Origin of the sequence: Candidatus Poriferisodalis sp. (assembly GCF_965204195.1) — a bacterium.
In the GTDB taxonomy this organism is placed as follows: Bacteria; Actinomycetota; Acidimicrobiia; order Acidimicrobiales; family Poriferisodalaceae; genus Poriferisodalis.
Genome location: NZ_OZ241975.1, coordinates 775,914 through 789,583, shown reverse-complemented (window position 1 = coordinate 789,583; position 13,670 = coordinate 775,914). Strand labels below are relative to the sequence as shown.

The 13,670-nt window shown below is 65.0% G+C and carries 12 protein-coding genes; 6 read left to right on the top strand and 6 right to left on the bottom strand.

Going from position 1 to position 13,670, the window contains the following annotated elements; all coding sequences use genetic code 11:
• Positions 1–11: 11 nt before the first annotated feature.
• Positions 12–1,586, bottom strand: a complete 1,575-nt coding sequence (locus ACOGI8_RS03530) for a class I adenylate-forming enzyme family protein (RefSeq protein WP_419855514.1) — start codon at positions 1,584–1,586, stop codon at positions 12–14.
• A gap of 172 nt (positions 1,587–1,758) precedes the next feature.
• Here ACOGI8_RS03530 and ACOGI8_RS03525 point away from each other — a divergent pair, with 172 nt between their 5' ends.
• The 4 genes from ACOGI8_RS03525 to ACOGI8_RS03510 all read left to right on the top strand — a co-directional run bounded on the left by ACOGI8_RS03525 (position 1,759) and on the right by ACOGI8_RS03510 (position 7,778).
• Positions 1,759–3,108, top strand: a complete 1,350-nt coding sequence (locus tag ACOGI8_RS03525) for a serine hydrolase domain-containing protein (protein WP_419855513.1) — start codon at positions 1,759–1,761, stop codon at positions 3,106–3,108.
• An 89-nt stretch (positions 3,109–3,197) separates the two neighbouring features.
• The gene (locus ACOGI8_RS03520; RefSeq protein ID WP_419855512.1) at positions 3,198–5,870 is read left to right on the top strand and encodes a CaiB/BaiF CoA transferase family protein; all 2,673 of its coding nucleotides are present in this window, start codon (positions 3,198–3,200) and stop codon (positions 5,868–5,870) included.
• A 119-nt stretch (positions 5,871–5,989) separates the two neighbouring features.
• Positions 5,990–6,580, top strand: coding sequence for a disulfide bond formation protein DsbA (locus ACOGI8_RS03515; RefSeq protein ID WP_419855511.1), 591 nt, complete (start codon positions 5,990–5,992; stop codon positions 6,578–6,580).
• 25 nt (positions 6,581–6,605) lie between these two features.
• On the top strand, positions 6,606–7,778 hold the full coding sequence (locus ACOGI8_RS03510) for an amidohydrolase family protein (protein WP_419855510.1): 1,173 nt from the start codon (positions 6,606–6,608) through the stop codon (positions 7,776–7,778).
• Between the two features lie 168 nt (positions 7,779–7,946).
• On the opposite strand, the gene ACOGI8_RS03505 is transcribed toward ACOGI8_RS03510, so the two are convergent.
• The 3 genes from ACOGI8_RS03505 to ACOGI8_RS03495 form a co-directional block, all read right to left on the bottom strand.
• Positions 7,947–9,959 (bottom strand): DUF4328 domain-containing protein, encoded by a 2,013-nt coding sequence (locus ACOGI8_RS03505; RefSeq protein ID WP_419855509.1) that lies wholly within the window; start codon positions 9,957–9,959, stop codon positions 7,947–7,949.
• 262 nt (positions 9,960–10,221) lie between these two features.
• The gene (locus ACOGI8_RS03500; protein ID WP_419855508.1) at positions 10,222–10,509 is read right to left on the bottom strand and encodes a type II toxin-antitoxin system RelE/ParE family toxin; all 288 of its coding nucleotides are present in this window, start codon (positions 10,507–10,509) and stop codon (positions 10,222–10,224) included.
• A gap of 35 nt (positions 10,510–10,544) precedes the next feature.
• Positions 10,545–10,796, bottom strand: a complete 252-nt coding sequence (locus ACOGI8_RS03495) for a type II toxin-antitoxin system ParD family antitoxin (RefSeq protein ID WP_419855507.1) — start codon at positions 10,794–10,796, stop codon at positions 10,545–10,547.
• On the opposite strand from ACOGI8_RS03495, the gene ACOGI8_RS03490 reads away from it, so the two are divergent.
• Both ACOGI8_RS03490 and ACOGI8_RS03485 read left to right on the top strand, forming a co-directional pair.
• A complete protein-coding gene (locus tag ACOGI8_RS03490; RefSeq protein ID WP_419855506.1) occupies positions 10,780–12,327 on the top strand; it encodes an AAA family ATPase in 1,548 nt (515 codons plus the stop codon). The two genes, ACOGI8_RS03495 and ACOGI8_RS03490, sit on opposite strands and share 17 nt — an antisense overlap.
• An 89-nt stretch (positions 12,328–12,416) precedes the next feature.
• Entirely contained in the window at positions 12,417–12,962 is a 546-nt protein-coding gene (locus ACOGI8_RS03485; RefSeq protein ID WP_419855505.1) for an RloB family protein, read from the top strand.
• A gap of 112 nt (positions 12,963–13,074) precedes the next feature.
• On the opposite strand, the gene ACOGI8_RS03480 is transcribed toward ACOGI8_RS03485, so the two are convergent.
• On the bottom strand, positions 13,075–13,278 hold the full coding sequence (locus ACOGI8_RS03480; protein ID WP_419855504.1) for a hypothetical protein: 204 nt from the start codon (positions 13,276–13,278) through the stop codon (positions 13,075–13,077).
• A 38-nt stretch (positions 13,279–13,316) separates the two neighbouring features.
• A complete protein-coding gene (locus tag ACOGI8_RS03475) occupies positions 13,317–13,607 on the bottom strand; it encodes a hypothetical protein (RefSeq protein ID WP_419855503.1) in 291 nt (96 codons plus the stop codon).
• Between the last annotated feature and the right edge of the window lie 63 nt (positions 13,608–13,670).

The following is a 13,670-nucleotide window of genomic DNA, read 5'->3' as shown; positions in this document are numbered from 1 at the left end:
CGGGACCGGCCTCAGATGCCCAGATCGTCGAGCATGGGGATGAGGTCGCGGCGCAGCAGCTTGCCGGTGGAGGTCCGCGGCAACTCGTCCATCAGATGCACGAACTCGGGGCGCTTGAACGGGGCAAGGCGCTCACGGGCATGCGCAACCAGATCGTCGCCGGACGTGGCACCGCCGGGTCGCACGACGGCCGCTGCTGCCACGCGCTCGCCCCATTCCTCGCTGGGGAGGCCCACCACGGCAGCCTCGAGTACATCGGGATGGTCGTACAGCACGGCCTCGACCTCATCGGGCAGCACGTTCTCGCCGCCCCTGATGATCATGTCGCCGGTGCGACCGTGGAGGAACAGGTAGTCGCCATCGTCGAGGTAGCCGAGGTCGCCGGTGTGCACCCAGCCTTCGTCGTCGATGGTCACGCGGGTCTTCTCGTCCTGGCCCCAGTAGCCGTCCATGGCCCGGTCGGTCCACAGCTGCACCTCGCCGATCACGCCCGGCTCGACCGGTTCGCCGCTGTCGGCGTCGACGATCCGCACCTGCACGTCTTCGAGCACCTGTCCAACCGACGACAGCCGGTGCATCTTGCGTTCCTTCTCTTCGTCAGTTCCCTCGATGCGGTGGTCGTCGGGGTCGAGGACCGCCACCGTGGACGTGGTCTCGGTCTGGCCGTAGGCCCCTGCGAACGACACATTCGGCGGGAACTCGTCGATTGCGTGGCGGATCACCGAGGGCGGCATGGGCGCCGCGCCGTAGGTGACCGCCTCGAGGCTGCCGAACGCATCAACCGAGAAGTTCGGTGCGTGCAGCACCCGGGCCAGCATGGTGGGCACCAGGAACGCGTGGGTGACGCTGTGCCGCTGGATGCACTCGATCCATGAATCGGCCTGGAATTGCGGCAGCAGCACCACCACTCGCCCGCTGTAGAGCGCGTTCAGCATCGAGGTCAGCCCGGCGATGTGGTATAGCGGCGCTGCCACCGCCATCCGGCCCATGTCCTCGCCCGTGGCGGCATCGTTGGCGCCCATCACGTACCCGGTGATCGCGCCGTTCGTCAGCTTGACGCCCTTGGGCATGGCCGTGGTGCCGCTGGTGTACAGCAGGGTGCACAGCCCGTCGAACTCCACATCCTCGGGGACCGGCAGCTCGAACGACTCGTCTCTGGCAGCGCCGTAGGAGTCGGCGTCGTCCAGCACGTAGATGTGCTCAAGATCGTCCGGCTTGTTCTCGTTGATGAGGTCCAGGTAGCGCGACTCGGTGAACAGCACGCTGATGCCGCTGTCGCTGAGCAGGTGCGCTGTCTCTTCTTGGCCGGCTCGGAAGTTCATCGGCACGACCGAGGCGCCGACGAACGCTGCGCCAAAGATCGCCTCCACGCATTCCACGCTGTTGGTGGCGAAGATGCCGACCCGGTCGCCGACGCCGACCCCGAGCGTGGTCAGCATCCCGGCCGTGCGGGACACGTGGTCCAGCAGTTCCTGGTAGGTGACCTCGCGTGCGGTGCCGCCGCCGGCCTCCGTCGAGGTGTCGATCAGGATGACCTGTTCGCCGGCAATCGTCGCCGGCATAAAGAGCAGCATTCCGAGATTCACATCGACCCCCTATGGCCCGCTTGAGCAGATGTCGCCGCAGATACTCGCGAAAGTCACTGCCCGCGCGCCAACGAAGCAGCGACACAGTCTGCCCACCGAGGCGGCCATTGACTCGCCTGCCATCTCGCATCTCATGGCTTCGCCTCTCGATTCGGCCTCTTACGCTGCCTGCATGAAGCGACTCGCATCGGCCTTGCTGAGCCTGGTTCTGCTGGCGGCGGCCTGCAGCGGTGCCGGCGAAGACGCGCAGGAGCCCCCGGCCAGCACTGTCGCTTCGCCCACGACGACCGAAGCGTCAGCGCCGGCCACCACTGCCACGCCCACGACAACCACAGCTGCGCCGCCGGTCACCATCGCTGCGCCGCCCACGACTGCCGCGCCGCAGGATGAGCCGGACGCCGAGATCAACGACGACGAGCAGATCGATCCGCTCGACGCCGCTATCGGGGACTGGATGGAGCGCACTGGCGCCCCCGGCATTGTGCTGGCCATCACACAAGGCGGCGCTGCGCCTGTGACCTTCGCTTGGGGTGTGAGCGATATTGCGACTGGCGCTCCCCTGACCGTCGACCACCACGTGCGCATCGGTTCGGTCACCAAGTCGGTCACTGCTGCCGTCGTGCTGCAGCTCGTCGCCGAAGGCCTGGTCGAGCTCGAAGCGCCGGTCGCGCAGTACCTGGGCGACGACTGGGCACCGGGATACGAACACGCCGCCGCGGTCACCGTGCGTGACCTGCTGGGGCACACCTCGGGCTTCGTCGAGTACGCGTTCGACGTCAGCTTCTACCAACTCGCAGCGTCTCGGCTGGCCGAGCAGATCTCACCAGAGGAGATTTTGGAATTCGCGGCCGAGTACGGACCCGTGGCGGAGCTGGGGACCGAATTCCACTACAACACCACCGGCTACGTCGCTGCGGGCCTGCTCATCGAGGCGGTCACCGGCAACACGGCAGCCGCGGAGCTTCGGTCCCGCGTGTTCGAGCCGCTCGCTCTGGAGCACACCTACCTCACGCCTGAAGAGTTCCCACCCGAGCCCACCGCGAACGGGTACGTCGGCGGGACGATCGGCTACCTGATGGGGCCGCTGCTGGGACTCACCACCGACAACCAGATCACTCACAACGACGCCATCTTCGTCGACATCGGCACCGTGCCGAGCGACTTCGCCCGTTCCGCAGGATGGACCGGCGGCGGCATCGAAGCGCAGATCGGCGACGTGGCGCTGCTGATCCGGGGCCTCTTCGCGGGCGACATCCTCGATGAAGACCAGGTCGCTCTCATGACGGCAGGTCACCCGGATCCCGCCAACAGCTACGGCCTGGGCATCTCGACTGACGAGATTCTCGGTCTGACCATCTACACCCACGGCGGCGGCGTGCCGGGCTTTCGCACCATCGCTGCCTACGCACCCGCGTTCGACCTCGGCGTCGCGCTGACGACCAACCTGCTGGGTCTCGAGGGTGACGACGATGTTGGGGGTCTGCTGGAAGCGCTGGCCCCGATCCTGGTTGTAATGAACTGAAGGGGGACGGCGGGCCAGCGAGCTTCTCGAGGCGATCGGCCATACTTTCCCCGTCCGACCGGTCCTCGGAGCCGGGCAAGGGGGCAGCAGTGAGTCAGTTGTTGGCCGGCATCCGGGTGCTGGAGCTCGCATCGGGAATCTCGGGCCCGTACCTGGGGAAGCTCTTCGCCGACCACGGCGCCGACGTCATCAAGGTGGAGCCGCCCGGCGGCGACCCGTCCCGCCGTCATGGCCCGTGGGGCGAGGCTGCGACCTCGCCGCAGGGTGCCGGCAGCTTGGAGCAGTCGCCGCTCTTCCTGCACCTGAACACCAACAAGCGCAGCGTGATCGCCGATATCGGCAGGGATGCGCCCAGCGCCGGCGACGTCGAGTTGGTCCGGGCCCTGGCAGCGAGCTCAGACATCGTGATCGAAGCCTTCCCGCCAGGCCATCTGGACCACGTCGGCCTTGGCTATGAGGTCCTGCGCAGTCTGCGGCCGGGCATCGTGCTCACGTCGATCACACCGTTCGGACAGACCGGTCCCTATGCCGAGGCTGGCTATCGCGGCAGCGACATCGTCACCTATGCCATGGGCGGCCCCATGTGGGGCACCGGCATCAACGAACGCGAGCCAGTCAAGCTGAGCGGGGACGTCACGACCTATCAGGTCGGCAATCTGGCGGCGGTGCCGACACTGGCGGCGCTCATGATGAGCCAGCGGACGGGACGGTCCACGCACATCGACATCTCAGCCTTCGAAGCCCAGGCAGGCACGATTGACCGCCGCGCCTCATACCTGCTCTATGAGGCATATACCGGCTCGGATGTCGGGCGCGAGGCTCGACAGCCTCAGCGGGCGTCTCCGGTTGGCTTCTATCCCACCGCAAACGGATGGGCGTTGGTATTCACGTTGCCGTCGTGGGCGCCGCGCATGGTGAAGACGCTCACTGGCGCCGGTCTGGGAGGCAACGAAGGCGACGGCGACTCGCTGGCCGAGCGTTTCGCCAACCCTGCGTGGATCGCTGATCCGGACCTGCCCGACATCGTCGAGACCTCGCTGTTCATGTGGCTGGCGGGGCACACCCAGGACACGGTGGCAGCCGCGGCACAAGTCAACAAGTGGGGCGTCACACCGCTGAACGCACCTCTCGATCTGCTCGATGACCCGCACTTCGCAGCTCGCGGCTTCTTCGTGCCGGTCGAGCACGCGGCTGCCGGCACCGTCACGCAGCTCGACGCACCGTTTCGGGTCCATGCGGCACCCCAAGCCGATCCTGCGGTGTCCGAACGTGTCGCTCCGCGCCCGGCGCCGCTGCTGGGCGAACACGATGCCGACGTTCGGGCCGGCATCGCCGAATCGATGCCCCCCGAAACCGCCGGCGGCGACGATCGGACAGCGGACGCTGCGATGGCGAAGCCGCCCGCTCGACTGCCGCTCGAGGGCATACGCGTCCTGGACCTCACGGTGGTCTGGGCGGGACCCGCCTGCACCATGTATCTGGGGGATCTCGGCGCACAGGTCATCAGGGTGGACAACCCGTTCGTGTTCCCGACGGCCACCCGGGGTCTGATGCCCCGCCCGCCCCGGGAGATCAACCCCGAGTTGGGTCCCCTGTCTGGTTACCCCGATCACGACCCGGGGCGCCGGCCGTGGAACCGCCAGAACCTGTTCAGCGCCCATGCCCGAGGCAAGCTCAGCTGCACCCTCGATCCTCGGACCGAGCTCGGGCGCGCCACGCTGCATCGCCTGCTGCGCGAGTGCGACGTGATCGTTGAGAACAATTCGCTGGGCGTGCTGCCGAAGCTGGGTCTCGACTGGGAGACGGTGCACGCCGTCAACCCGCGCACCATCGTGCTGCGGATGCCGCCGATGGGACTCGAAGGTCCGTACGCCGACTGGGTCGGATTCGGAGCCAACTTCGAGGCACTGTGCGGGTTGACCGGGCTGCGCGGGTACGCCGACGAGGATCCCACCAGCCTCACCTCGGTCTTCCACATGGATCCCGCGAGTGCTGCGACCGCGGCGTTCGCCTTGCTCGCGGTGCTTCGACGCCGCGACGGCATCGACGGAACTGGCGGCACCGGCAGAGGCGAACTGATCGAGTTCTCCCAGTCGGAGAACGTCATGCAGCACATCGGCGAGTACTTCATCGACGCCGCGGCCTCCCGAACCCGCCATCAACCCGTCGGCAACCGCTCGATCGCTCGTGCCCCGCAAGGCTGCTACCGCTGCGCTGTGGACCCCGCCCGGCCTGATCACGACGACGAGTGGGCGGTCATCGCGTGCGAGACAGATGACGACTGGCAGTCGTTGGCCCAGCTGATCGATCAGGACCTCGCCGACACGGCTGCACCGCTGGCCGACGACGACCGGCTCGCGACGCTGAGCGGGCGCTTGGAACACCATGCCGACATCGACACACGCATCAGCGCCTGGACCGCAACCCGCACCTCCGCTGAAGTGTTCCACCGGTGCCAGCAGGCAGGTGTGCCCGCCGGCCCGGTGCTGCGAGAGTCGCAGCTGCGAGCCGACCCGCAGATGGGCGATCGCTGCTGGTTCCGCCAGAACGGATCGGTCGAGCAGGGCTGGCACAGCTTTCCCGGACGGCAATGGCGCTGGGACGGCCCCGAGATGCCGTGGCGACCCATCGGCGTGCTCGGCGACGCCAACGAGTACGTGTACCGCGACCTGCTGGGCCTCGACGAGGCCGAATGGCAGGCGCTGTGCGACGAGGGCCACATCACCCGCGACTACCGGAACCCCGACGGCACCTCGATGTAGCCGCGGCGCCCCTGATGGGGACTGCGCTGCACAGATAGATTGCCCGCATGGCAACTGATACGGGAACCGAAGCCGCCGAGATCGAGTTCTGGGTAGACCCCATCTGACCTTGGTGCTGGGTGACGGCCAGGTGGGTCGTCGATGACGTTGCTTCCGAACGCAACCTGAAGGTGAAGTGGCAGCCGATCAGCCTGCTCTTCAAGAACGAGCCCCCGACTGACAGCCCCTACTACGACGCCGTCGTGGTAACGCACGGCCAGCTGCGGGTGATGGAGTCGATCCGGGCCGCCGAAGGCGATGACGCCGTATTCGGTGTCTACTGGGACTTTGCCAGCCGCATCCACCACGACGGCGACCGAGACTTCGACATCGCGCAAGCGCTGGAGGCGCTGGGCATCGACCCCGAACACGCCAAGGCTGCCACGGACGAGAAGTGGGATGCCGAGATCCGCACCCGCATGGACGAAGGCTTGGCGCTCGTGGGCACCGACGTCGGCACGCCGATCATCGCCCTCAACCGCAGCGACGGAGAGCGCGTGGGCATCTTCGGCCCGGTCATCACGCGGGCACCCAAGGGTGAAGACGCCCTGAAGCTGTGGGACGGCATGGTGGCCATGATGGACATCGACGGCTTCTGGGAGCTGAAGAAGACCCGCACCGAGAGGCCCGAGTTCGGCGAGCGCCCGGTCACCGTGCCGGCCGTCGGCTGAGGATCCCTGCAGAGGTTCTAGGTCGATGAGCGGCACCATTCTCGACGACCTCAAGATCATCGATACCGACAGCCACTGGTCCGAGCCGTACGACCTGTGGACGTCGCGGGCACCCGCGAAGTACCGGGACCGCGTGCCGCGCATGGCCGAACGCGACGGCAAGCGCCGCTGGTGGTTCGATGACTCCATCCCGATCGGTCTGCCGATCGCCTCATCGGTCGTCGATCCCGACGGTCAGAAGGTCACCGGCACGGTCTTCTTCGACTTCGACAACGAGATGGTGCACCGCGCCAGCTATGACGCCGAGGCCCGGGTCGCCATGCTCGACGAGCTCGGTCTCGACGCGCAGATCATGTACCCGAACGTGGCCGGCTTCGGCAACCAGAACTTCCTGAAGTCGCCTGACGATGCGCTGCGGCTCATCTCGGTCGAGATCTACAACGACGCCCTCGCCGAGTTCCAGGAAACCAGCGGCCAGCGGGTGTTCGGCATGGCGCTTCTGCCGTGGTGGGACCTCGATGCCGCCGTGCGCGAGATCGAGCGCTGCCACGCCAATGGCCTGCGCGGCATCGTGACCTGCTCCAACCCTGAGGAGGCCGGGCTGCCCGACATGGCGATGCCTCACTGGGATCCGGTGTGGCAGGTGTGCTCAGACCTTGCGATGCCGGTCAACTTCCACATCGGCTCGTCCAAGGGGAACCTCGACTACTACGGCAAGGCGCCGTGGCCGTCGTTCGGGCCCGAGCGGAGGCTGGCGGTGGGCTCGGCGAACCTGTTCATGGGCAACGCCCGGGTGGTCGGCAACATGATCTACTCCGGCGTGCCCGAGCGCTTCCCGGACGTGAAGTTCGTCTCTGTCGAGAGTGGAGTCGGCTGGCTGCCGTTCTTCCTGGAAGTGCTCGACCACCAGATGGCTGAGACAGCGCCGAACGAGCTGGCGGAGCTCTCGATGCTGCCCTCGGACTACTTCCGCCGCCAGTTCTACGGCTGCTTCTGGTTCGAGCGCTCAACGGTGCGCCCCACCCTCGAGTACGTGGGAGCGCAGTCGCTGATGTTCGAGACCGACTTCCCCCACCCAACCTGCCTCTACCCCCGCGACGACCACGACCTCGCCCGGGCCCTAGAAGGCATCCCCCACGCCGACATCGAGCGAATCATGTCCCTCAACGCCGCCGAGCTCTACCGCATCGACATCTGACCCCGCCGAAGTCACGAAGGTGACTGGCCTAGTGGAGCACCCCGGCATTGCGGATGGCTCACACAGGGACCTACCAGGAGTTGGGGCTACAAGCGCCTCCGATTACAGGGGCAGCGGTGCAGCGCTCGATGCCCATGGGCATGCTGAAGCCAGACGGCTCGATAATGCTCATTGTCCCATCCCTTGCATCGCCTCACGGAACGTGCGCGCCGCATTCAGCCGCTTCATCGCCGCAGCGCCAAATGGATCCACCTGCTCAGCGAACTCGCCAGCCCGAGCAACCGGGTCAAGTGACGCCCCAGTCAAGCCAGCACGCTGCGCCGCGTGAATCTCGTTCACGAACGACTGCTGCTCCCGCGACGACGCTTTCCTGCCAACACGCAACTGAAACTGCTGATCCAACACGGATCGCAAGTAGGCTGAATCAATCAAGTTGATCTGCGGGCCATTGAGCTGAGGACCCTCAGAGCGCGCCTCCAAGCTCTCGATTAGCGACGACACAGCCTGCGCATCCGCGCCCGTTACCTTCCCAAGCTGCGACGGCGCAAAGGACCCGCTGGTATCCCCCAGCTGCATCGACAAGCGGGCAGCTTGGAACAATTCCCGTATCAGTTGCTCATCCAGTTTGGACTGCAAGGCCATCTCACGAGTCCCCGGCTGCCGAGCTGTCAAGGCCTCCATGAAGTCCTGGTAAGTCCAGTCGTCTATGACATCCTCGCCAACCAATGCGAGCATCCTGTACCTCAGACGGGCTCTTGCCCCCCAGTCCAGTGACCGAATGTACGCGCGCTCTTCTGCTTCTTTGAACTCGTACTGCTCAGGAGCGTCGCGAGTCGCGGCAGGTGCAGAGGTGCCTTCGGTGTTGCTCAGGCATGCAACTTTGTCGTCGTCGTAGTGGACATAGGAGTCCGTAGGCGCCGGGCACTGGTCCGGATCCGATGTGATCGCGATGACATGGCCCTTCACCCGATCCGACGCACAGTCAACGGGTTCGACCAGATCACCTTCAAACGTCACACAAGCGCCGACTTGCCAAGCGTCCTCCACTTCGTAGCTCCAGTCGTCAATACAAGCAAAGCGGCCCGCTCCGATCTCAAGCCCCAGATCAGCGACCAGAGGGCAATGATCGATGTCTGCTACCACTGCGACCACATCACCACCGGCAATCATGGAAGAGCACTGCACCTTTCTGACCGTGTCAACGTGAGGAGCGATTGCAACGCAATCGCTTACAGACCACGAGTTGTCTTGGGGTGCATCGGGATTGGCGCTTGTTGGTCCCCCGGCTGTTACCTCAGTAACTGTTGTCGTTGCCGATGCACTGGGCGCGCGGTCGCCGAGTCCGCTGAACCCAGTAATGATGCTCCAAACAAGCAACATGACCAGAATAAGCCCGAGATATGCGAGTCCGATCAGTTTTGCTAGCCGCAACAGGCGTGGTCGTCGCTGGAGTATCGCGCCGTGCCAAGAACGCTCACGGTTTCGCGGATCATGCATATTCGATATGGCGCGAATTACTACGAACGTCAGCACTGAAATTACACAAAGCAGGAGCGCGCCTGCGGCACTCAATGCGTCGCTACGAATAGCGGATTCGACCTCTGCGACAGTCCAGTCAGGCACGTAGGGGCTTGGCCACCATTGCTCTGCCAAGCTGAGTGCTGCCAACGCGATCCAAAATCCAAAGAAGCAGACAGTCCACATGATGCTGAGGGACTTCTGACTCCGCTTCCGGGGCAAATCTTGCGGAGCTTGTCGAAAGGCGGCTCGTACGACGAGATATGGAACGAAGAACCACATTATTGGGGCGAACCAACCCCACGCGGCCCATCCCGGCCCCCATGTGGTTGTTTGTCCCCAAGATCGCAGATTCTTGGTTGCGCGACGTGACCAAACCGCCAGCAGAATGGACCCGGAGAGCCATGAGACGAATGTCAGGACACGGCCGAGGTTCAGAATTCTCTCTGCCGAATCCAGCATGGATAAATCAGGATCCAGGCCAGCCCAGTAATCACGAAACCATTGGGCGCGACCGAGGTGTGCTGCAGAGCGGCCGAAGCTCCACATGGCGCCAATTACGAGCAGCACAATGGTCCATGTCGACAGCCTGCGCAGGCGTGCAGCTGGCAATCTTGCCGAATCTGTCAGCGTCGGCTCGGAATCCGAGGAAGTGTGAGCCACGGAATCCTCCCCGTCGTCTCGGCGTACCGTATATCGGCTAGCTCATCATGTCATGAGACTGCCGGTGCATGAGCCGACGCCTACTACCAGAAACTGCCCGCTCCCCACACGCATCCTCACTGTTTCGCGCGGGTCCGTTGATGGGTTCTGTTGGCATGCGCCGTGACGAGGTTCTATGGCATCGAGGGGATACGCCGCGGGGTTCCGGCGGCTTATGGTCGGTTTGATCGAGTCCAGCCGGCTGGTGGCAACGGCTTGCGCCTCAACGGTCTTGGCTCAGGTCGCCCAGGGTCGTTTCGAGATCTTGCGCATAGACGAGGAGGCGAACCACATCTACGTGATCGCACCGCTCGAAGCGGAACCAGATGCACGGAAGGCGTCCCAGCCGGCGGGACCGCAGGCCGTCGATGCCTGCCATCTCTTCGATCCGCGGAGTGCCTGCGCGAGGCGTGCGCCCGACGTCTCGCGATGCCCCGATCGCAGCGTCGAAGAAACGTAGACCGTCGATCTCGCTGCCCTCGGACCGGCAGTACCCGCTTCGTTCGACCAAATCGGCACCTCCCAGTAGGCGCTGCCGGATGTCGTTCACCCGGCTCGGTCGAACGCTTGGAAGCGGAGTTCGTCGACGATCTTGGACGTGAGCGGACGACCCTCACCCGACTCGAGCCCGTCAGCGATCAACGTGCGGAAGCGGCGTGCTTGCTCGGCCTGCTGATCGCGCCGGATGAGGTCACGCAGGTACTCGCTGGTGTTGCCGTACTCGCCACCCCGCACTCGCTCGTCGATGTAGTTCCGCATCGAGGGGGGAAGCGCAAAGCTCATGGTGTTCTGGCGCACCTCGCCAGTCTGCCTAGGTGGACAATCGTTGTCGATACACGGCGGCCACAACATCGCCGGGATAATGCAGCGCGCCAATCCTCTGCGGCGACGTTCGTCAGTGACAATTTCGACAGTTATCCTGCAATTGTCTGACGGGTTTCTACTTGAGAATGCAGAAATCAGCAAGGAGCGTGGCGTGCTCATCAATGTTGAGGTTTCCAATCACCGTTCCATCTTGGAGCCAGTCGAACTCTCGATGATCGCCATTGACGAGGATCGGCCTGGGGCACGCTGGTGTGAGCGGCTCGGCAGGCACGTCTTGACGACCGCAGGGATCTACGGCGCCAACGCGTCTGGGAAGTCGAACGTTCTGTCTGCCATTGCGTGGCTGGTCGACTCAATCGGGCGTGTCTGGTGGGAGTGGGGCCCGGGCGTGCCGCGGGATGCGCACCGATACGGGCAAGGCCCCGATTTGCCCTCGGAGTTCCGTATCGATGTGCTGGCGGAGGGTGTGCGCTACCAGTACCACCTGGCCGTCGGCGATGACCGGGTGGAGTTCGAGGCCTTGTACAGCTTTCCGGAACGTCGCCGCCGCCGCATCTTCGAACGCGAGGACATGGCGACGACGTTTCGGCGTGGCACCGAGCGTGTGCGCGGCATCCGCGAACTGCTGACGCCGACCACGCTCGTGCTCTCGGCTGGCTGGAGACTGGGTGCCGCTGACTTCCGAGCCGCATGCGGCGCAATTCACAGGATCAATGCCGGGACTCTGGCGGCTGATGTCAAAGGTCGCCAGCTTGCCCTATTGGGATATTCCGCGACAGACCTCTTCGGTGACGACTATGAGATCGGAGTCCAAGCCGACCAGCGGGAGGCCATGTGGCCATCCGAGGCGGGCCAGCCTGATCCTGAGCCACCGCAACGTGATCCCAACCTCCAGGCGACCGCATTGCACCTGATGCAACTCGCTGACCCATCCATCTGCGCGGCGACATGGCATCAGTCACGGCACAACACAGCTGAGGGTGCCAGCGGACGCCAGTTGCGCTTTCGGCATCGCTCAGGCGACAGCACCGCCGAGTTCGGCCTCGGAGAAGAATCGCAGGGCACGCAGCGCTGGTTCGAAACTCTCGGTGCCGTTCTGTGGCAGCTGCGCTTCGGCGGAACACTCCTCGTCGACGAGCTCGACGCCAGCCTGCATCCACGTATCACCAAGCGCGTACTGGAAGCCTTCCGAGACCCAGTGACCAACCCGTTGGGCGCGCAGCTCATCTTCACCACCCACGACACGTCGCTGCTCGGCACGCTCAACCGCGACGAGGTCTGGCTGACCGACAAGGACGCTGGCGGGGCAACCACGCTGTACGCGCTCGCAGACTTCGAAGGCGAACGGGTCCGCAAGTCGCTCAACCTCGAGCGTGCCTACCTTCAGGGCCGCTTCGGCGCGGTGCCGAGCGCCGATCAGGCGGCGCTCTATCGGATGCTCGATGTGCCCGAGATCGACGATGACCCCGACGGCACGCCCGCAGATGAGCGCGTGGCCTCGTGACAGCGCCGCCCCGCGGACCTGCGGGACGAACCAGCGGCCTCGATCGCCGCAAGCGCACTACACGACGGCCGAAGTCGTCGGTGCTCATCATGACCGAAGGCCGTCGCACCGAGCCCGACTACCTCGCCGCGATCGCCGAACTGCCCCATGTGCGTCAGCGCTTCGACATTCAGATCGACCCTTCCATGGCCGGGCGGCCGCCCATCGAGATGGTCGCCAGCGCCGCACGGGCACCGAGGCGGAACCAGCCCGGCGGCGATGGCTTCGACTCCGTCTGGTGCCTCTTCGACGTGGAGCAGCCGCAACCTCACCCTTCACTCATGCGCGCGGTGAGCCTCGCGAGAAACAGCGACATCGACGTGGCCATCTCGAATCCGTGCTTCGAAGCGTGGCTCATCTTCCACAGGCAGCGAATGTCTCAGCCCATGACCACCGCCGAAGCTGTCAGTCTGCGACAGCTGCTTGACGGGACAAGCAACAAGCGGGTGGACGGCAGCCTCTACCTGCCAATGCGCCAAGATGCTGCAGACCATGCTCGTCGCCTCGCCGAACGTCACAGCACCAACGGGCGCGTGCTTCCCGACGACAACCCCTCCTCCGGCATGTTCACGCTGCTAGATGCCCTGAGCGCCTGATTGGCCGTGGAACCGCCTGTTCAGACTGGGACGATGGCGAGTCCGTCGCGTTAGACCGCCTCAGTGAGGCGTTAGTCCAGGCTCACGAACTGCAGGGGGTGGGCCGATGGGATCAGGCGGTGACCGTGTCGGCGACGGCCTCCGGCGAGATCACGATCTCGGGTTCTGCGCCGGCTAGGTCGGCGGCCTCTCGAATCATGGCCTCGAGTTCAGCGAGCGTGGCGGCGTTGGCGAAGTAGGCGCACTCGCCGATGGTGCCCTCGGCCAGCCAGTCCCCGCTGCCGCCGTCCTCCCTGGCGATTACGACCTGTGCCATGTCATGCCCTCCGTCGGGAACGCAACCGGCCGTGAGTGCTACGCGAGCGCGTGATCTGTCGGTGCAGCGGGTATGGCGTCCATGCTGTCGCGGACGTCAACGATCCGCAATCCGGAGACCGCGCTCACTTCTCGAATTGCCTGCTGGATGGCATCCCAACGAGTCGGGGCTTCGCGGTCGAACTCGACAGTGCGGTGGCCGATGCTGGCATCGGTGCAACCCGCCTCGTAGAGCGTTTCGAGATTGTCGTCGTCAAGCAGGTCAAGCCCATCGGTGACCAGCACAAAGTGGTGGACCGGGTTGCGTTCCGTCGAAGGTCGCTCAGTCATGGCCCCTCGCCGATTCTCTGGCAGCGCCGGATGCGCCCTCGCACCCTACGCGCCTCGTTGCCA